Genomic DNA, 19,943 nt, shown 5'->3' on the forward strand with positions numbered 1-19,943 from the left:
TTGATTATTGTAGAAGGAGCTAATATGGAACTTTTAACGCCATTTACAAAGGTTGAAATTGAAGTAATGACTGGCAACTTAAATCGAAAGCAGGTTGGTATCTTGGGTGGGAATTTTAACCCAATTCACCAAGCTCATTTAGTTGTTGCAGACCAAGTCAAGCAGCAGCTTGGCTTAGATGAGGTTTTATTGATGCCTGAATATTTGCCGCCACATGTTGATGAAAAGTCAACGATTCCTAGTCATCATCGTGCAAAAATGATTGAGCTGGCGATAGAAAATCATCAAGGCTTGACCTTAGAAACAATTGAGCTTTCTCGTGCGGGAAAAAGCTACACCTATGATACAATGAAAGACTTAACCAGCCAGCATCCCGATATTGATTATTATTTTATCATTGGTGGGGATATGGTGGAATATTTACCGAAGTGGCGCAATATTGATCAATTGGTTGAAATGGTACAATTTGTCGGCGTTCAGCGACCCGGCTATAAAAGTGGTACGAGCTATCCAGTGATTTGGGTTGACATCCCTAAATTAGATATATCGTCGCAAAAAATTCGGCAATTAATCCGTTCTGGCAATGAACCTAATTTTTTAGTACCGCCAAAGGTATTGGCGTATATTTATCAACAAGGACTGTATATCAATGAATAATTTGGAATATCAATTAAATTTATTACCCTATACGCGTGCTGAATTAGTTAATCTAGTAAAAAATCAAGTTTCTGAAAAACGCTTTAAACACATTCTTGGCGTTGAACAGGCTGCAATTATGCTTGCTGAGCAGTATGGGGAATGCACTGAGCGTGCAAGTATCGCCGGGCTGCTGCATGATTATTGCAAAGAGCTGCCGGATAGTGATTTTATTGCTGCAATTGAAAAGTATCATTTAGATGGCAATCTCAAAACTTGGAATAATAATATTTGGCATGGTATGGTTGGGGTATATATCATTCGTGAACAGCTTGCGTTAAAGGATGAAACGATTTTACATGCGATTGAAATTCATACTACAGGTGCGGCACAAATGTCAGCCTTAGATAAAATTCTATATGTGGCTGATTATATTGAATTAGGACGTGATTTTCCAGGAGTTCAAAGTGCTAGGGAGATTGCTGAAAAAAGCTTAGATGATGCGGTAGCCTTTGAAACAGCTCATACCTTGAGCTATTTGATTGAACAAAGGCTTGCCATTTATCCGTTAACGATTGCAACCTATAATCGATATTGTGCAGGGAAAAAACAAGAATAAGGGGCCAAAAGCCAATTATAAAGCATATTAAATTCGTTTAATCACGTAATTTCATATGTTTTTTTATTTTTATGAATCGGGTTTGTAAAAATCTACCGCTACTTGATTAGTGATTCTTAATCAGATATGTTAAAATAGATATAAATTTTGCGATATTTTAGTAATTTGAAACTTTTACTAAATATTGAAACTAATGTTAAAAAAAATTGTGGAGGCAAAAATTTGACAAGCAAAGAAATGTTAGAAATTGTGATTAAGGCTGCGGATTCAAAGCGAGCAATAGATACAGTAGCACTTGATTTGGCAGGGATCAGTCCTGTTACAGATTACTTTGTAATCACTGAGGCAGGCAATGAGCGACAATTAAATGCCATCGTTGATGAAATTATTGAAAAAATTGAAGCAAATCACGGTAAGGTTGCCAGAGTTGAGGGTCGTTCAGGCAATTCTTGGATTCTAATTGATTTAATTGACGTGGTGGTTCATATTTTTTCTTCAGAGGAACGAGAGCATTACAATATTGAAAAGCTTTGGTCCGATGCGCCTTTGGTAGATATTCACGAGTGGGTGAGCTAGTTGAAGGCTTATGAAACTTTTGCTTTTGTTTACGATGAGGTCATGGATGAGTCATTATATCAAAAATGGTTAGCCTTTACTAAAAATAAATTGCCAGAGGCCACTCAATCAATTCTCGAGCTAGCTTGTGGTACTGGAGCCTTAGCCTGTGAATTTGCCAAAGAGGGCTATCAGGTCACTGGATTAGACCTATCAGAAGAAATGCTGATGGTTGCCTATAATCGCGCTGTTGAAGAGGCAGTAAATGTTAATTGGGTGATTGGCGATATGCTTGATTTAGATGACAGTGAAAAATATCAGGCAATCACTTGTTTTTCAGATTCCATTTGCTATATGCGCAATGCGCAAGAGGTACAGCAGGTCTTTGACGGTGTCTTTAACGCTTTGGAAGATGATGGCGTCTTTATTTTTGATGTGCATTCAACTTATAAAATTGACCATATTTTCCCAAATTACAGTTTTCATGAGAATGAAGAAGATTTTGCTTTTTTATGGGATAGTTATCCTGGTGAAAAATCACACAGTATTGTTCACGAATTAACTTTTTTTGTCAAAAATGACGAGAATCATTTCAATCGCTTTGACGAAATTCATCAAGAACGCACTTATGAAATTGATTATTATCAAATGATGCTTGAATCAAGCGGTTTTATGAATGTTAGGCTTTATGCTGATTTTGAAGATCACGTACCAAAACCTACAAGTGAAAGAATCTTCTTCGTTTGTAAGAAATATTAAATATGTTTAGTTTAAAGCTCAGTAGTCTGACTAAAAGCGTTGCAATCAAAAATTTAGGAGTTGCTTGATGAAAACGGTTGGTATAATTGTTGAATATAATCCTTTTCATAATGGTCATTTATATCATATTGAAGCGGCTAAAAGATTGACTGGTGCTGATGCTGTCATTGCTGTGATGAGTGGTAATTTTGTTCAAAGGGGTGCACCTGCGATATTTGATAAGTGGCAACGAGCGGAGATGGCCTTAAAAAATGGTGTTGACCTAGTAGTTGAGCTGCCCTTTGCAAGCGCAGTTGCTTCGGCAGATTATTTTGCCTCTGGCGCAATTGAGCTGCTTTCCGCCTTGAACTGTGAAGCCGTCTGCTTTGGTACAGATAACCAGCAGCTTGATTACCAAAAATTTGGGCAATTGGCGTTAATAAATCAGGATTGGATTGCCAAACGCCTTGCTGATTTACCTGATAATTTGAATTATCCTGCGAAAATGACTGTGATTTGGCAGGCGCTACTCGGTGATCGCTTTGTTTTTAATACACCCAATCATCTGCTAGCGTTAAGCTATGCCCAAGCAAATGCTAAGCTCAAACAGCCGATGCGGCTTATACCAATTTTAAGGGAAAAGGTTGCTTATCATCAATTAAATCGTGTTGATCATTTGGCGAGCGCGACAGCAATTCGTCAAATGACCGCCAATAATCAATTTTCACAAATTCAGCAAGTTGTACCTCGTAATGTTTGGAGCTATTACCAAAATGGAACACCAATTTTTCCAGAAACTATTTTTAATTTATTAAAATATCGCATTCTATCGGCTTCACTTCGGGAACTAGCTAGTATTCATCAGATGAAGGAAGGGCTAGAGTATAAGCTAAAAAAAGTAATTTTAACAGCTAATTCGTTAGATGAATTAATTAAAGGCTTGAAGTCTAAACGCTATACCTACGCCTACCTATCGAGATTAATGTCCTACATTTTAATTAATGTATCGGATTGTGAAATTTTGGCAGCAAGAAAGCAAGGCTTTATTCATATATTAGGATTTTCTAAATGCGGGCAAGATTATTTAAAAGTCAATAAAAATCAATTCAAACTACCAGTATTATCCAAAATCGGACGAGATGATGTAATTTATCAGTTAGATTTAAGAGTTGACGCGATTTATCAGCTCTTAGCACCTAAAATTCCGTCACAAAGCTTTGGGCGTGTACCAATTAGAACTTAGGCTTTTCATTTTTTGGTAAAATCAGTATAATATTAAGGTACACCGTTAGGGAATATAATATTTTTGAAAAAAATTAAATAATAGAAAGAAGTGTCAAAATGGGACGTAAATGGGCAAATATTGTTGCTAAGAAAACGGCAAAAGATGGAGCAAATAGTAAGGTCTATGCTAAATTTGGAATTGAAATTTATGCCGCAGCCAAGCAGGGTGATCCAGATCCAGCGGCTAATCAGAAATTGAAATTTGTTGTTGATCGTGCTAAGCAAGCAAACGTACCAAGACATATTATTGATAAGGCAATCGATAAAGCTAAGGGAAGCACAGATGAAACCTTTACCGAAGGTCGTTATGAGGGCTTTGGTCCAAACGGTTCAATGATTATTGTTGACACCTTAACGACGAATGTTAATCGTACAGCTGCTAATGTTCGTACAGCTTTCGGTAAAAATGGTGGTAATATGGGCGTTTCTGGTGCAGTTAGCTATCTGTTTGATAATACAGGTGTCATTGCTTTTGAACAAGTAGATCAAGATGCTGATACAATTCTTGAATTATTAATGGAGGCTGATATTGACGTTCGTGATGTGACAGAAGAAGAAGGTCAGATTATCGTTTATACAGAGCCGGAAGATTTGCATACAGCAATGGCTGTATTAAAAGCTAACGGTGTTGCATCATTTACGATTTCTGAGCTTGAAATGATTTCACAAAGCGAGGTAGTTTTAGCTGGAGAAGATGCTGAAAAATTCGAGGGATTAATCGAAGCTTTGGAAGATGACGAAGATGTGCAAAAGGTTTATCATAATGTAGAGGATAATTAAAATCAAGGGATAAAGTAGCTTAAATTTAGTTTGCTTTTCAGTGCTTTGAAGATTTGTGCTTAGGTCTTTTGAGTAACAGATAGCGACAAATCGAAGCATTATGTCTTGAATTTTAATTAACAAATTTTTAAGGAGTATGATCATGAGTAAAATTTTAGTTTTTGGACATCAAAATCCTGATACAGATGCAATAGCTTCAAGTATTGCTTTTGCGAACTGGGAAAGACAGGTTGCTGGTGCAGATGCCGAAGCGGTAGCGCTAGGTGAATTAAATGAAGAAACACTTTTTGCCTTAGAATATTTTAAAATTGCTGCACCGCGCCTTGTGAAGCGTGCGAGTGACGAGGGTGTTAAAGAAGTCATATTAACTGATCACAATGAATTTCAGCAATCAATTGAAGATATTCGTGATTTAACAATTGTCGGTGTGGTCGATCATCATCGAATTGCCAATTTTGAAACAGCGAATCCATTATTTTTTAGAGCGGAGCCAGTAGGCTCAGCATCTTCAATTATTGCTCGGATGTATAAAGAAGCTAATTTAGAAATTACAAAGGAATTGGCAGGATTAATGCTTTCAGCCATTATTTCGGATACATTATTATTAAAGTCACCAACAACACATCAGACTGATATTCCTTTAGCGAAGGAATTGGCAGAAATAGCTGGTGTTGATTTAGAAGTCTACGGCTTAGAGCTATTAAAGGCTGGTACGAATTTGGCAACTAAATCAGCGAGCGAATTGATTGACCTAGATGCTAAAACATTTGAATTAAATGGTCAAAATGTTCGTGTGGCACAAGTCAATACCGTTGATATTAATGAAGTTTTGGGACGTCAAGATGAGTTAGAATCAGCGATTAAAGAGGCGATTGTTACAAATGGCTGGACGGATTTTGTTTTAATGATTACTGATATTGTTAATTCGAATTCGGAAATTTTGGCGATTGGTAATCACCAAGATAAAGTTGAAGCAGCTTTTAACTTTGAACTAAAAGAAAATCATGCCTTTTTAGCAGGTGCCGTTTCACGTAAAAAACAAGTCGTACCACAATTAACCGAAAGCTTTAATCAATAATTAGCTAACGATAGAGTTGCTATGATACTTGAAATGCCCACAGGCTCTATTTTAGAACTAGCTTGCTAAGCATTCGAGTATCTAGCAATTTTTTTGTCATTCGTTTGAGGAGTAAAAATGCAATTATTAACAACTGATAAAAGATTAAAGTATGATATATTTCTAAAAAGTTTACTAGAGCTTTTAAATCAATCAGTTCTATCGCTTCGAGAAATCAAAGCGAAATATTCTGAAGTGTCACAAATCGATCGAAAAATTGATCACTACATCGATTTAGGGTTGATTAAGCGTGAAAATAAGCGTTATTATCTAAGCTCTGATTTAATTGCTATTCAAGATGATGATATCGTAAAAAGCATTGCTGAAGCTCAGATTTCTCTGCTTGAGGCGAGCGAGCTGAAGCTCAATAATGTTTTTTTTTCACAATATTTTAAAAATTTGCAGGTGGTTCAACCTGAATATATCCTGCTTGAAGCTCAGCCCAAGCTTTATCGATTGGATCAATTAAATAATCAGACTAATCAGGTTGTTTTTTATTTTTTAAATCAGCTAACAGAGACAGAACTGAATCCATATTTATATTTTCGCCATCAGGATGAAGAAATGCTGACCGAAAAAGAACAGGAAATTAATCAATATTTAGGCGATGTTAATCCAGAGTATGGATTGAAGTATATGACGACCTTTTTATTAAAGTTTCTAAAAAAAGCAGAGGTGACTCAAAAGCGTCCGGACATTTTTGTTAGAGCTCTTGCTGATTTTAAAATTATCGAAGGCCTAGGTCAAAATTGCTATGGCTTGAAATTACCTTATATTGAAGGTAAGGCTATGGCAGCGCCAATCCTTGAGCAGCTCAAAGCAATTGAATTTGATGAGCTAGAAAAATTAACGATACCAGAACGTTTTATAACGAGTGGCATGATTCATCAAAGGGTCTATGATTATTTTATGACGAGTCAATTTGCTTATTGGACAATTGAGGCTTAATTGAATAAACAAATGAAACTGAATTTATTAAAATAAAAGGCAGTGGGACAAAAGCCATTTAACGACGTAGAAATAGGTGTTAAAGCAACTCTCTCAGAAAAGTGCAAGACGTACTTGTATCGCTACTTTTCTAATTGATTTAACCCATTCACGCTAAACGGTCATTTCAGCATTTTAGACAATCTGGCTTCAATGACCAGCGTTTAGGAAATTAGAGAAAAAGTATGCACAAGCTAATCCAGCTTCAGCGGCTTGAAAGTATCGGCATAAGCTGAAAAAATAATTCGTGGCAACAATTGAACTTACTTTTATAAGCGACCAAGGAAAGCTTTAAAAGTTTAGTTCAATTGCATACCTTGCCGACTAACTGCTTCAAATTTCATTCTGAAATTCTCGGAGAGTAAGTCGACATGGCAAAGAGCGCCTTTTACTATTTTTCAGTCTTATGTTCAACTTTCTGAGCAAGGCATTTCAGCTTTTTAGACAATATTCGGCAATTTGTCTATTTTCCTATGGCATTGAAGTTGTCGCATCAGCGACTTACGGAAAAGCTTATGGCAGCGTGCCTTAGCGGATTTTCCGCTTAGTCGTTATTGCATTGTCCCCCGTAAATTACGAATAACATAAAAGAGGTTAGGACTTATGTCCCAACCCCTTTTATGTTTAATCTTCAAGTAAACCACGCTCGCGATACCAAATATCTGGCTGCCAAATCCAATGCGTGTCATGCTTCTTTAATAAACTAAAGCTTTCATTTGGTCCCATTGTGCCAGCTGGGTAGCTAGGTAAAGCTTGCTCAGAATTTTCCCAGACGCTTGTAATGACATCAATCAGCTTCCAGCTTGCCTCAACTTCCTCCCAATGACTAAAGTTTGTCGAGTCACCATTTAAGGTATCAAGAATTAGTTTTTCGTATGCCTCAGGAGAGTTGCCAAGTACCTCAGCATCATGGCGATAGCTTAATTTTAGAGGCGATATATCAAAGCCCTGCCCGATTTCCTTGCCGTTTAAAGCCAGACTAAAGCCCTCGGTTGGCTGGATATAAATGGTTAGAATATTTTGCTCTAGGTCACCACCAAAGATGTTGTGTTCAATCGGTTTAAAAACAACATTAATTCTTGTCCCCTTTTCGGTTAATCGCTTGCCTGTTCTAAAGAAGAACGGAACACCTTGCCAGCGCTCATTATCAATCACAAATTTACCCGCCACGAATGTTTCGGTCGTTGATTCTGGATTAACATTTGCTTCATCACGATAGCTAATAAATTTTTGATGATCAATTTCACCAGCAACATACTGGCCACGAACAAAATTTTCCAATACTTCATTTGGCTGGTAATTGCGAATGGCGCTTAGCGCTTTGATTTTTTCTTTTCGGATTGCTGCTTCATTATATGATTCTGGTTGCTCCATTGCTAGTAAGGATAGAACCTGTAAGATATGATTTTGAACCATATCCTTTAAAGCACCACTATGATCATAGTAGCCACCGCGATCTTCGACACCTAATTTTTCAGCAAAGGTGATTTGAATATTATCAATAAAATGTCGATTCCAAACCTCTTTAAAAAGTTTATTGGCAAAACGAACTGCTGAAATATTTTGAATCATTTCCTTGCCAAGATAATGATCAATTCGATAAATTTGTGATTCATCAAAAGAAGTAGCGATTTCTTGATTGAGCTGCCGTGCGGTTGCCAATGAAGAACCAAAGGGCTTCTCAATAATTAAACGTTCAAAGCCATTTTTATTAATAATATTCTCTGATTTCAAATGAGTTACAATTGTACCAAAAAAATTTGGTGCCATTGCTAAATAAAATATTTTATTATTAGCTGTTTGATATTTCTCAGTTAATTCATCTGAAAGCTTTTTCAAAGTAATATAATGTGCCTGATCGGTGACATCATGACTTTGATAATAAAAATGGGAAGCAAATTGAGTTTTATATTGAATCGGTGCATCAATATCTGCAATTGAATCGATTACCACTTGCTCAAAATGAGCCTTTGACCATTCACGTCTTGCTGTACCTATTACAGCAAAATTTTTATTAATAATTCCTTTTTGATATAAATTAAACAATGAAGGAAATAACTTACGTTTAGCTAAATCGCCAGTTGCACCGAATATCGTAAATAACGCTTTTTTATCAGTCATTCTTATTCCTACTCTCATCTATGATATTACTTTTCTATTCTATCACGAATACGATGTAAATTGGAGTGATAAGTCTGATATTTCAAAGCAATAAATTATTTATCAGTTCCAATATCAATCATTTTCATTAAAAATATGTTAAAATAGTTTTGAAAAAAAGTATTTATGCTATTCTATAAACCTAAAATTATTATTCAGTTATAAAAAATGCGTTTAATTTAATCTAAATATTATTTTATCGTTATAATTGTTTAATTTTTGGAAAAAATTCAGAAAATTGTTGAAACTTAGTTAAAATATAGGTAGAATTTTAATAAATCAGTTTAAGTTACATTCAATGTTAGTTTCACAAAAATTTACTGAAAATATTTAAGAGGTGTGAAAAATGAAATCAGCTGCGAAAGAAGCAATGCAAACAACATTATGGGATCCTTCATTTGAATCAGATGCCTGCGGTATGGGTTTTGTCGCTCAAATTGACGGTGTACCATCACATAAGTTGATTGATTATGCGTTGACTATGTTAGAAAGAATGAATCATCGTGGTGGTACTGGTGCAGAGCCAGATACTGGTGATGGCGCTGGTATTCTATTATCAATGCCTGATGAATTCTTTAGAACCAAGGCCAATAAGAGAAACATTGAATTGCCAAAAAGCGGTGATTATGCGGTTGGTATGTTTTTCCTGCCAAAAGATCACATAAAAAAAACACAATTACTTCAAGCAATTGTTACAGAAATTGAAACCGCTGGTTACCGAGTGATTTTTACAAGAGATGTGCCGTTCAATTTTGATAATTGTGGGCCGGGTGCTCAGAAGGTAATGCCAAGCTTTGCTCAGGTTATTATCGAGAAACCAATTGAAATAGCAGACGCCAGAGAATTTGAAGATCGTTTATTCCGTCTTAGAAGAAAGCTAGAAAAAATCTTCTCACCAGAAGAAATGTTTATCTGCTCACTCTCAGCAAAGACGCTTGTATACAAGGGCATGCTGCATGCTTTCCAAGTCCGCTTGTTTTATCCAGACCTATCAGATCCCCATATGACAAGCTGTATTGCATTAACACATTCACGTTTTTCAACGAATACTTTCCCAAGCTGGGATCGTGCTCAACCCTTTAGATTTTTAGCACATAATGGTGAAATCAATACACTGCGCGGCGCTGAAAATTGGATGACTTCACATAATGTTGAGGTTTATAATGAAGAAAATTCTGATTCAGCTAAGCTCGAAAACTGTATGGAGTACCTCTATCGCCACGGTAGGGACATTCCACAAAGCTTACTAATGATGATTCCTGAGGCCTGGGGTAAGCAGGCTGGCTTATCCCCAGAGCTAACTGCTTTTTATGAGTATGCAACTAGCTTCATGGCACCTTGGGATGGTCCAGCAGCGCTCGTTTTCACTGATGGTGAAACTGTTGGGGCTCGCTTAGATAGAAATGGGCTGAGACCTTCACGCTATTCTATTACCAAGGATAATTTTATTGTTTGTTCTTCTGAAAGCGGTGTGGTTGACTTAGAGCCCTCGAGAGTAGTCGAAAAGGGTGTTCTTGGACCTGGTAATATGATTTTAATCGATACCAAAAAAGGAACAGTTACTAAAAATGAAGCCGTTAAAAAATATTATGCAGAGCAGCATCCTTATCAAAAATGGTTAGATAAAAGCTTACTGCACATTGATAACTTAAAGGAACAGCCATTACCAGCAGATTTGACAACAGAGGAGTTAGCAACTGTTTGGAAGATTTTTGGCTATACTGATGAAGCGATTAGAACAGTAATTCTGGCGATGGCTGAAAAGGGTGAAGAGCCAGTAATATCAATGGGCTTTGATTCACCACTTGCCGTTTTAAGCGATCAGCCACAAAGTTTATTTACCTACTTTAAGCAACAATTTGCTCAGGTTACTAATCCACCAATTGATGCAATCCGTGAAAAATTAGTTATTGGTACTGAAATGTATCTTGGTCGTGATGGTAATTTATTAGTTGATTCGGCTGATAACTGCGTCAAGGTTAAGGTAGACTCACCTGTGCTTTCAACGGCAGATTTTGAAAAATTAGCGAAATTAAAAGACCGTAAGCATAAGGTTAGCATTGTTTCAACCCTATACAATTTGAAGCCTGAGACACCAACACGATTGCACCATGCACTCGAAGATATGTTTAAGGCTGTTGAAAAGCTAGTAGATAACGGCACAAGTATCATTGTATTAAGCGATCGTGGTGTCAGTGCGGATACAATGCCAATGCCAATTTTGCTTGCTGTTTCTGGCTTGCATAATTATATGGTTGATAAAGGCAAGGGTGGCGCATTTTCAATTGTTGTTGATTCGGCTGAAGTAAATGAGGTGCATCATTTTGCCACGCTAATCGGTTATGGAGCAAGTGCCATTCACCCATATGGTGCGTATCAAACGATTAAAGATTTTAGCACTGATGAAAAACTGCTTGAAAATTACAGGAAAGCCTGTGAAAAAGGGATTGTTAAGGTCATGAGCCGAATGGGGATTTCAACCATTGCCGGCTATCATGGTGCACAGCTATTTGAAGCGGTTGGCTTATCTGATGAGGTTGTCAATAAATTCTTTGTTGGTACTGTCAGTCGAATTGGTGGCTTGAGCCTATTCCAAATTGAAGCCGAATATCTGAAACGCTACGAATACGCCTTTGGTGAAAAGCAGCGTGATTTCCTACCAAGTGGTGGCTCATTCCAGTACAAAACAGATGGCGAGCATCATTTATATAATCCACAGTCGATTTATAACTTCCAAACGGCAATCCGTGCAGGTGATTATAGCTTGTTTAAGCAATACACTGAGCAAATGAATGAGGAAGCCCTATCAACGCCGACTACCTTACGTTCAATGTGGGAATTTTCAGCCAATCGTCCAAGTGTGGCAATTGAAGAAGTCGAACCAGCGTCAGAAATTGTTAAAAGATTTAAGGTTGGTGCGATGAGCTTTGGCTCACTTTCTAAAGAAGCACATGAATGTATTGCGGAAGCAATGAACTCAATTGGTGCCAAATCTAACTCAGGTGAAGGTGGCGAAAATAGAAATCGTTTTAAGAAACAAGCTGACGGTACTTGGCTAAATTCAAAAATTAAACAGGTTGCCTCTGGTCGCTTTGGTGTTAATGCTGAATATTTAATGAGTGCCGAAGAATTACAAATCAAGCTGGCGCAAGGTGCAAAACCGGGTGAAGGTGGTCAATTACCTGGAACGAAAGCTTTTCCTTGGGTTGCTGAGATTCGAGGATCAACACCGGGTGTTTCTCTGATTTCACCACCGCCGCATCATGATATTTATTCGATTGAGGATTTAGCCCAATTAATTTTTGATTTAAAGAAGATCAATCCTTATGCCAAGGTTAACTGTAAGCTAGTCTCATCAACTGGGGTTGGTACGATTGCAACTGGCTGTGTTAAGGCTGGTGCAGATGTTGTGGTCATCGCTGGCTACGATGGTGGGACAGGTGCTTCACCGAGAAACTCAGTCCGTGATGCAGGCTTACCTTGGGAAATGGGACTTGCAGAAGCCCATCAAACATTAGCAATGAACGGCTTACGTCAACGAATGATTTTGGAAACAGATGGTAAGCTAATGACTGGTCGTGATATTGCAATTGCCGCTATTTTAGGTGCTGAAGAATTTTCCTTTGCCACCCTTGCGTTAGCCGCGGTTGGCTGTGTCATGATGCGGGTTTGTAGCTTAAATACCTGTCCAGTTGGTGTTGCAACGCAAAATCCTGAGCTTAGGAAGCATTTTTCAGGTAAACCAGAGCATGTTGTTAATATGATGTTCTTTATGGCCGAAGAATTACGCGAGGTTATGGCTGAGCTAGGCTTTAGAACAGTTGATGAATTAATTGGCCAAACAGAAGTGCTTAAGCCACGCTTTGTGGCAAAGGGGAAAGCAAAATCGCTTGATTTTTCTCGAATTCTTGGTCCTTCAATCAGTATTGAAAGAAAAGCAATTGATCCTTTCTATGAGAAGCGTCAATGGAAAGAGTTGGACAGCTTTGCTAACTCTGCGATTGATCAAAATCTTGAAGTAACAATTGATAATCCAATCAATAATCTGGATCGTGCCGTAGGTGCCAGAATGGGCGGCTGGATTGCTGAACGCTATGGTAACTATGAGGTCCAACCTGGCTTATTAAAATACCGTTATACAGGTATTGCTGGTCAAAGCTTCGGCGCCTTTGCGACACAAGGTATGGAGCTTAAGTTAATCGGTGAAGCCAATGACTATATTGGCAAAGGGCTTAGCGGTGGTCGTCTAATCGTTGTCCCACCAAAAGATGCTAGCTATGATATCGAAAACTCACCAATTGTTGGTAATGTTTCTTGCTTTGGCGCCAATCGTGGTGAAGCTTACTTCTTAGGTCGTGCAGGCGAAAGATTCTGTGTTCGTAATAGTGGTGCTTCAGTTGTAGTTGAAGGCGTTGGTGACCATGGCTGTGAATATATGACAGGTGGCGTTGCAGTGATTCTAGGCTCAACCGGTCGCAACTTTGGGGCAGGTATGTCTGGTGGTGTTGCTTATGTTTATGATCCAGAGGATAAATTGGCGGGGAATTTGAATGCCGAAATGGTTGACCTATTTAAGGTTGGTGAAACCTCAGGTGACGGTGTACTTAAGGAATTGGTGCAAAATCATCTGGAATATACTGGCTCTAATAAGGCGAAAAAATTGTTGGCAAATTGGGAAGTAGAATCTCAAAATTTTGTTAAGGTTTATCCGACTGATTTCCATAAAATTAATGATATTACTGAAGCGCTTGAAACAGAGGGGCTTACAGGCGATGAATTATTATTCCAAAGTTTTGAAGTCGCAACAACTGGAAAGAAAGCAACTTATGTCGGAGGTGGTAAATAATGGCAAATCCTTTTGGTTTTTTGAAGTATAAAAGAATTGACAACCCATACCGTCCAGTTGAAGAGCGGATTAATGATTGGGAGGAATTACAAACGCCGCTTTCTGAGGAAGCGCGAATTGAGCAAGCAGCTCGCTGTATGAATTGTGGTATTCCATTCTGTCATTCAGGTGTTTTCTATGGTGGTAAGCGTGCTGTTGCGGGCTGTCCTAATGATAATCTAATTCCAGAATGGAATGACCTAGTTTATCGTGGTGAATTTAAAAAAGCATTTGAACGTTTGGCACGAACTAATCCACTACCTGAAATGACCGGTCGAGTATGTCCTGCGCCATGTGAAAAATCCTGTACGGAGGCTTTAAATGGTGCTGGGGTGGCCATCCATGACAATGAACGCTTTATTATTGATACGGCATTTGATAATGACTGGGTGGAAGCAACCGGCTATCCGGTTGAAAGAACTAATTTTAAAGTTGCAATTGTTGGCTCTGGACCTGCTGGTTTATCTGCTGCTTGGCGCTTAAACCAATTGGGTCATACCGTAACCATATTCGAACGTAGCGATCGCTTTGGTGGCTTGCTGATGTATGGTATTCCAAATATGAAGCTTGATAAGGACGTGATAGAACGTCGAATCGAGGTTATGAAAAAGGTTGGTATTAATTTTGTGGCTAATACTGAAATTGGTATTGATATCACTGCTGAAGAGTTATACACTGCCTTTGATCGAGTAATTATTGCTAGCGGTGCCAGTGTACCTCGTGATTTAAATATACCCGGTCGTCAGCTACAGGGTGTTCGCTTTGCGGTAGATTACTTGACGGAAACTACTAAAAATGTTTTGCGCCATGGTAAAGATAAGGTTAATCAGGTTTTGGCAGGCAAACACGTTGTTGTTATTGGTGGAGGTGATACAGGTAATGACTGTATCGGTACGGCTGTTAGACAGGGTGCAGCACGAGTTACACAGCTGGAAATTACACCACAGCTACCAGAGCACCGAGGCGATGCTAATCCTTGGCCAGAATATCCAATGGTCAATCGATTGGGCTATGGTCAAGAAGAAGCTAATTTTGTACAAGATACAATGTTGACTGAATTTTCTACCTCAACGACTTCATTTATTGGTGCTGAGCGTGGACAATTAATTGCAATTGAAACAGTTAAGGTTGGTCCTAATTTCCAACCAATTGAAGGCACTGAAAAAACGATTAAGGCGGATTTGGTTTTATTAGCAATGGGCTTTACAGGTGCTGAGCAAAGCTTATTTGAGCAATTTGATGTCAAAGAAATTTTAGATGACTATACAACGGATAATGAACGTGTCTATGTTGCTGGTGATGCCAAGCGAGGTCCAAGCTTAGTGATTTGGGCAATCCGTGAAGGTAGACTAGCTGCAGAGAGGGTCGATACCTCATTAAGAGCATTAGTTGCCCAATAATTAGATTAAGACTTTTAAAAAACTGTTTAAAGTTTTTTAAAAGTCTTTTTGAAACTTGAAATATACACTCAAAATTTTTTTAGTTTAGTAATTGTTTAAGAAAAGATTGCTATTATTCGCTAAATTCTATGCTAAAGATTTTAAAAAGCAGCGACTGATGAATGAGATATGTTATAATTAACCAAACTAGTCTAATGTAAGGGGGAACTGCTCATGAAATGTCCTAAATGTAAAGATAATCGCTCTAAAGTGGTGGATAGTCGTCAATTAGAAGATGGTGGTGCAATCCGCCGTAGACGTGAATGTGAAAATTGTGGCTTTAGATTTACAACGTTTGAAAGAATTGAACAAACGCCATTATTAGTGGTTAAAAAGAATGGTGAGCGTGAGGAATTTAAGCGCGAAAAAATACTACGTGGAATTGTTAGAAGCGCTGAAAAACGCTCGATTTCAATGGATCAAATGACTGAAATTGTTGACAAGGTCGAAAAAAAGGTGTTGGCAATTGGAGAAAACGAAATTTCAACCAATCAGGTTGGTGAGTATGTGATGGAGGAGCTAGCAAAGGTTGATGAGGTTGCTTATATTCGTTTTGCTAGTGTTTATCGCCAGTTTAAAGATATGAGTGTTTTTTTAGAGGAATTAGAGGATATGATGCAGCAAATTCGCAATAGCAATAATAATGATAGCTCTAAGCTTGAAAAAAATAAAAAATGAAAGAGTTTAAATTGAAGCTTTAATTTTAGCTTCGTTAGATTACGAGGTTTTCAAGTGAAATCCAATAGCATAATTATCATTGAAAAGGGAAAAGCTGAATTACAAAGCTTAAATGCCCTATTTTCTTTGTATTTACCAATCATCGGCAATGATGCCATTTGCCTCTATCAGTATTGCTTTTTTGCAAAAAAAGAATTGCGGGTAAGTATTATACTTCAACATCTTCATTTATCATTTTCGGCGTTTGAGCAGGCTAGAATACAGCTTGAGGGCATTCAGCTTTTAGCAACGTATCAAGAGGGAGATCGTTTTATATTAAAACCCAAGCCGTCACTTTCCTTTGATGACTTCTTAGCTCAGCCAGTGCTTTGCCGATTATTAAAATCATGTCTTGGTGAATATGAATTTGAAGCAATCAAGGGCAGTCCGGCAATCCATGCTGAGAAAATTTCAAAAAGATTTGGCGAGGTTTTTATTCTAGGGCAGGATCAAAAGGAAATTGATAACAAAACTAGTTATTCTGAAAATATTGCTAAAAATTTCAAAAATGAGCAAGTAATTGACCAGACTGCCGATGATTTGACAGATGCGGAGCGGCAGGTAGTTAAGATTGCTCAATCGGTTAATCCACAGGATTTTTTAGCAACCATTAAATATCAAAATAATGGGTATGTTACTGATGATGAGACAATTATCATTCAAAAATTGCTTGCCAATCCAAAAATTAATTCAGAATTAATTAATATGGCAGTCTATTTAAGCTTAGGTCGAGAAAAGCAGCCTAAGCTTGTCAAAAAATATTTAGATACTGTGCTGCTTGATTGGCTCCAAAATAATGTTCAAACTTCTATGGGAGCGATGAGCAGAATTAAGCAGCATAATACGAAGCCTGCGCGTGTGAAGGCAAATCAAGCAAACAATCATTCAAAGAATACAGTCGGTCAAATTCCAAAATGGGTGGATCAAGAAATTAAACTAGAGGTTTCAAAAGAAGAAATGGATGCCTTGGATGCACGATTTGCAAAGCTTAAGGAAGGAGGTGCATGATGGACGATATTCAAAAATCATTTGACCATTTGACAGCTAAGATACCTAATTGGCAAGAAAAATATCAAGAGGTGATTCGCAATAAGGTATTAAGTGATCAAGAAATTAAACATTTTATCACCTCAAATGAGCTGACAGAACAGGAAGTTGCCAATAGTTTTTCAAAGCTTTACGAATATGTGATTGAACGTGAGAAATTTTTAAATCATGACAACAACCGTGTGGCAGTTGGCTATCAGCCAAAGCTTGTTTTAAATCACCATTATGTTGATGTCGCCTATGAGCCAACCTTGGATTTAATCGAACAGCAAAAAGCTGCAGAATTAAAAAATAGGATTATGACCTTGCATTTACCTGCTACCTTAAAAAACGTTGATTTTTCAGATATTGAAAGAACACCAGAGCGTCGTGAAATACTGAACGCCATTTTGGACTTTGTTGAAGGCTTTGCTCAAGCACCAGAAACATTTCATAAGGGAATATATTTGTATGGTACTTTTGGAGTTGGTAAAACATATTTGATGGCTTCGTTAGCTAATGAGCTATCTAAGCGTGAGCTATCGACCCTGCTCGTTCATTTTCCAACCTTCGCTCAAAAAATTAAAAGTGCAATTAAGGAAGACAAGGTGGATGTGCAAATTTCGGAGCTCAATCAGGCTGAAATTTTAGTGATTGATGATATTGGTGCTGAAAATGGTTCAGCATGGATTAGAGATGAGGTATTACAGCCAATTTTAACACATCGGATGCAGGAAAATTTACCAACTTTCTTTACATCTAATCTAAATATGGCAGAGCTAGAGCATAAATTGGCGCATGCTGCTCGAGGTCAAGAGGAGCTGTGGCCGGCAAAGCGTGTAATGGAGCGCATTCGCTATCTTTCGAAAGAAATTTATTTGATGGGGGAAAATCGACGTGAATCCAATAATTAATCAAATGAACCAACATTTTTCGGTTCGTCAATTTAAAAAAGAAAAAATTTCAGATGAAGCCCTAAGAGCTATTATTGATGCTGGAAGAAGTGCTTCAACTTGGATGAATTTCCAAAGCTATTCGATTATTATCGTGAAAAAAACAGAAAAAAAACAGCAAATTTATGATTTACTTGGACAGCCTAGTATTCTTTCAGCAGAAGTATTTCTAGTATTTGTAGGTGATTTTTATCGCGCTAAGCAAGTAACTGAGGCAAGAGGGAAGTCATTTAACCCTGAAGGTGTAGAGAGATTATTAGTAACCTCTGTTGATGCTGCCTTAGTAGCTCAAAATACGCTTTTAGCGGCTGAAAGCATAGGCTTAGGTGGTGTCATCATCGGCATGCTGAGAACCCAATCTGAAGCCATTTCAGAGCTACTGGAGCTACCTGATTATACGTACCCATTGATTGCGATTAGCTTAGGCGTACCAGATGAGCATCACGAGGTTAAGCCAAGGTTGCCTTATGAAAACGTTGTTTTTGATGAAACCTATCAAATTCTACCGGATTCATTTATTAAGTCGTTTGATGAAATACAATCAGCTTATGGTGGTGGTAGGCAAGCAACCTTATGGAGTGAACGGGTTGCGAATTATTTTAGTGGTGATGCAACACCATCTACACTTCAAAATTTAAAAAATAAAAAATTAATGTAAATATAGAATTTAAAGGAGTTATTATGTCATTACCAACTGTTGCCATTGTTGGCCGACCAAATGTTGGCAAATCGACAATTTTTAATCGAATCGCTGGAGAGAGAATTTCAATTGTTGAAGATATTCCAGGGGTTACACGTGATCGAATCTACGCTAAGGCTGAATGGCTTGGTAGAGAATTTAGTTTAATCGATACTGGTGGTCTGGAAATGAAAGATGAGCCATTTATGCAGCAAATTAAACATCAGGCAGAAATTGCAATTGATGAGGCTGATGTGATTATTCATGTTGTGAGTGCCAAAGAAGGTATTACTGATGCTGACGAATACGTCGCTAAAATACTTTATAAAAGCTCAAAGCCAGTTATCCTATTGGTAAATAAGGTAGATAATCCTGAAATGCGCCAAGAAATTTATCAATTTTATTCATTAGGGTTGGGTGATCCTTATCCTGTATCTGCCAGTCATGGTATCGGAACTGGTGACGTTTTAGATGAAATTGTTCATAGCCTTCCTGTAGAACAAGCAGAAGAGGATTTAGATTTAATTAAATTTAGTTTAATCGGTCGTCCAAATGTCGGCAAGTCATCACTAATTAATGCAATTTTAGGTGAAGATCGAGTTATTGTTTCTGATGTTGCTGGAACAACACGTGACGCGATTGATACTTATTTTACTAATGCTGATGGTCAAGAGTTTCAAATGATTGATACGGCTGGAATGCGCAAGCGCGGTAAGGTTTATGAGTCAACAGAAAAGTATTCTGTGATGCGTGCTATGAGAGCAATTGAACGCAGCGATGTTGTTTTAATGGTACTGAATGCAGAGGAGGGCATTCGGGAATATGACAAACGAATTGCTGGCTTTGCCCACGAGGCTGGTAAAGGCATGATTATTGTTGTTAATAAATGGGATACTTTAGAAAAGGATAATCATACGCTAAGTGATTTTGAAAAGGATATTCGTGAACAGTTTGTCTATTTAGCGTATGCACCTATTATTTTTGTTTCAGCAATAACTAAACAAAGATTGGATCGCCTGCCTAAGATGATAGAAGAGGTAAGTCATTCGCAAAATCTACGTATTTCATCGAGTATTTTGAATGACGTGATTATGGATGCTGTTGCGGTTAATCCGACACCTACAGATAAGGGCAAACGATTAAAAATATTTTATGCAACTCAGGTAGCAATTAAGCCGCCAACTTTTGTTATTTTTGTCAATGAGGAGTCTCTGATGCACTTCTCATATCTGAGATTTTTAGAAAATCAAATTCGTAAGGCATTTATTTTTGAAGGAACACCAATTCATTTAATCGCTAGAAAGCGAAAATAAAAGAATTTTGGCTTAAAAACACTAATTTCCTTGATATTACCTTAAGTATATGCTA

General features: G+C 37.7%; 16 protein-coding genes. 15 read left to right on the top strand and 1 reads right to left on the bottom strand.

The genetic code is table 11. From position 1 onward, the window contains the following. Positions 1 to 24 precede the first annotated feature (24 nt). The 8 genes from HOY35_RS03410 (at position 25) to HOY35_RS03445 (ending at position 6,677) form a co-directional block, all read left to right on the top strand. Positions 25 to 657: a nicotinate-nucleotide adenylyltransferase gene (locus tag HOY35_RS03410; RefSeq protein ID WP_172210834.1), complete on the top strand. Its 633-nt coding sequence runs from the start codon at positions 25 to 27 to the stop codon at positions 655 to 657. After that, complete coding sequence (gene yqeK, locus HOY35_RS03415) at positions 650 to 1,255, top strand: bis(5'-nucleosyl)-tetraphosphatase (symmetrical) YqeK (RefSeq protein ID WP_172210832.1); 606 nt, start codon at positions 650 to 652, stop codon at positions 1,253 to 1,255. The genes HOY35_RS03410 and yqeK overlap by 8 nt, the downstream gene beginning before the upstream one ends. Positions 1,256 to 1,477: 222 nt before the next feature. Then, entirely contained in the window at positions 1,478 to 1,831 is a 354-nt protein-coding gene (rsfS, locus tag HOY35_RS03420; protein WP_249641468.1) for a ribosome silencing factor, read from the top strand. Positions 1,832 to 1,873: 42 nt separating this feature from the next. Beyond that, complete coding sequence (locus HOY35_RS03425) at positions 1,874 to 2,569, top strand: class I SAM-dependent methyltransferase (protein WP_172211029.1); 696 nt, start codon at positions 1,874 to 1,876, stop codon at positions 2,567 to 2,569. Between the two features lie 67 nt (positions 2,570 to 2,636). Beyond that, positions 2,637 to 3,791, top strand: a complete 1,155-nt coding sequence (locus tag HOY35_RS03430) for a nucleotidyltransferase (RefSeq protein WP_172210830.1) — start codon at positions 2,637 to 2,639, stop codon at positions 3,789 to 3,791. A gap of 98 nt (positions 3,792 to 3,889) precedes the next feature. Further along, on the top strand, positions 3,890 to 4,612 hold the full coding sequence (locus HOY35_RS03435; protein WP_172210828.1) for a YebC/PmpR family DNA-binding transcriptional regulator: 723 nt from the start codon (positions 3,890 to 3,892) through the stop codon (positions 4,610 to 4,612). A gap of 142 nt (positions 4,613 to 4,754) precedes the next feature. Next, the gene (locus HOY35_RS03440) at positions 4,755 to 5,690 is read left to right on the top strand and encodes a manganese-dependent inorganic pyrophosphatase (RefSeq protein ID WP_172210826.1); all 936 of its coding nucleotides are present in this window, start codon (positions 4,755 to 4,757) and stop codon (positions 5,688 to 5,690) included. Positions 5,691 to 5,807: 117 nt separating this feature from the next. Beyond that, complete coding sequence (locus HOY35_RS03445; RefSeq protein WP_172210824.1) at positions 5,808 to 6,677, top strand: DUF1803 domain-containing protein; 870 nt, start codon at positions 5,808 to 5,810, stop codon at positions 6,675 to 6,677. A gap of 663 nt (positions 6,678 to 7,340) precedes the next feature. Here the strand turns inward: HOY35_RS03445 and zwf are convergent. Beyond that, positions 7,341 to 8,837 (bottom strand): glucose-6-phosphate dehydrogenase, encoded by a 1,497-nt coding sequence (zwf, locus tag HOY35_RS03450; RefSeq protein ID WP_172210822.1) that lies wholly within the window; start codon positions 8,835 to 8,837, stop codon positions 7,341 to 7,343. A 385-nt stretch (positions 8,838 to 9,222) separates the two neighbouring features. Between zwf and gltB the strand changes: the two genes are divergently transcribed. The 7 genes from gltB (at position 9,223) to der (ending at position 19,888) form a co-directional block, all read left to right on the top strand. Next, positions 9,223 to 13,722, top strand: coding sequence for a glutamate synthase large subunit (gene gltB / locus HOY35_RS03455; RefSeq protein ID WP_172210820.1), 4,500 nt, complete (start codon positions 9,223 to 9,225; stop codon positions 13,720 to 13,722). Then, a complete protein-coding gene (locus HOY35_RS03460; protein ID WP_172210818.1) occupies positions 13,722 to 15,161 on the top strand; it encodes a glutamate synthase subunit beta in 1,440 nt (479 codons plus the stop codon). Before gltB ends, HOY35_RS03460 begins: the two co-directional genes overlap by 1 nt. Before the next feature lie 213 nt (positions 15,162 to 15,374). After that, a complete protein-coding gene (nrdR, locus tag HOY35_RS03465) occupies positions 15,375 to 15,878 on the top strand; it encodes a transcriptional regulator NrdR (RefSeq protein ID WP_172210816.1) in 504 nt (167 codons plus the stop codon). 54 nt (positions 15,879 to 15,932) lie between these two features. After that, positions 15,933 to 16,925 (top strand): DnaD domain protein, encoded by a 993-nt coding sequence (locus HOY35_RS13640; protein WP_172210814.1) that lies wholly within the window; start codon positions 15,933 to 15,935, stop codon positions 16,923 to 16,925. Beyond that, a complete protein-coding gene (gene dnaI, locus HOY35_RS03475; protein WP_172210812.1) occupies positions 16,925 to 17,857 on the top strand; it encodes a primosomal protein DnaI in 933 nt (310 codons plus the stop codon). Before HOY35_RS13640 ends, dnaI begins: the two co-directional genes overlap by 1 nt. Continuing rightward, on the top strand, positions 17,841 to 18,554 hold the full coding sequence (locus tag HOY35_RS03480) for a nitroreductase family protein (protein WP_349627487.1): 714 nt from the start codon (positions 17,841 to 17,843) through the stop codon (positions 18,552 to 18,554). The genes dnaI and HOY35_RS03480 overlap by 17 nt, the downstream gene beginning before the upstream one ends. Positions 18,555 to 18,577: 23 nt before the next feature. After that, positions 18,578 to 19,888, top strand: a complete 1,311-nt coding sequence (der, locus tag HOY35_RS03485; RefSeq protein ID WP_172210810.1) for a ribosome biogenesis GTPase Der — start codon at positions 18,578 to 18,580, stop codon at positions 19,886 to 19,888. Positions 19,889 to 19,943 lie beyond the last annotated feature (55 nt).

Origin of the sequence: Enterococcus sp. MMGLQ5-1 (assembly GCF_013155265.1) — a bacterium.
Lineage (GTDB): Bacteria > Bacillota > Bacilli > Lactobacillales > Streptococcaceae > MMGLQ5-1.

Coding starts and splice junctions, on each gene's coding strand:
- HOY35_RS03410 (WP_172210834.1), top strand. CDS start 25: ATGGAACTTTTAACGCCATTTACAAAGGTTGAAATTGAAGTAATGACT.
- HOY35_RS03425 (WP_172211029.1), top strand. CDS start 1,874: ATGGATGAGTCATTATATCAAAAATGGTTAGCCTTTACTAAAAATAAA.
- der (WP_172210810.1), top strand. CDS start 18,578: ATGTCATTACCAACTGTTGCCATTGTTGGCCGACCAAATGTTGGCAAA.
- nrdR (WP_172210816.1), top strand. CDS start 15,375: ATGAAATGTCCTAAATGTAAAGATAATCGCTCTAAAGTGGTGGATAGT.
- HOY35_RS03440 (WP_172210826.1), top strand. CDS start 4,755: ATGAGTAAAATTTTAGTTTTTGGACATCAAAATCCTGATACAGATGCA.
- HOY35_RS03460 (WP_172210818.1), top strand. CDS start 13,722: ATGGCAAATCCTTTTGGTTTTTTGAAGTATAAAAGAATTGACAACCCA.
- HOY35_RS03445 (WP_172210824.1), top strand. CDS start 5,808: ATGCAATTATTAACAACTGATAAAAGATTAAAGTATGATATATTTCTA.
- yqeK (WP_172210832.1), top strand. CDS start 650: ATGAATAATTTGGAATATCAATTAAATTTATTACCCTATACGCGTGCT.
- gltB (WP_172210820.1), top strand. CDS start 9,223: ATGAAATCAGCTGCGAAAGAAGCAATGCAAACAACATTATGGGATCCT.
- HOY35_RS03430 (WP_172210830.1), top strand. CDS start 2,637: ATGAAAACGGTTGGTATAATTGTTGAATATAATCCTTTTCATAATGGT.
- dnaI (WP_172210812.1), top strand. CDS start 16,925: ATGGACGATATTCAAAAATCATTTGACCATTTGACAGCTAAGATACCT.
- HOY35_RS03435 (WP_172210828.1), top strand. CDS start 3,890: ATGGGACGTAAATGGGCAAATATTGTTGCTAAGAAAACGGCAAAAGAT.
- zwf (WP_172210822.1), bottom strand. CDS start 8,837: ATGACTGATAAAAAAGCGTTATTTACGATATTCGGTGCAACTGGCGAT.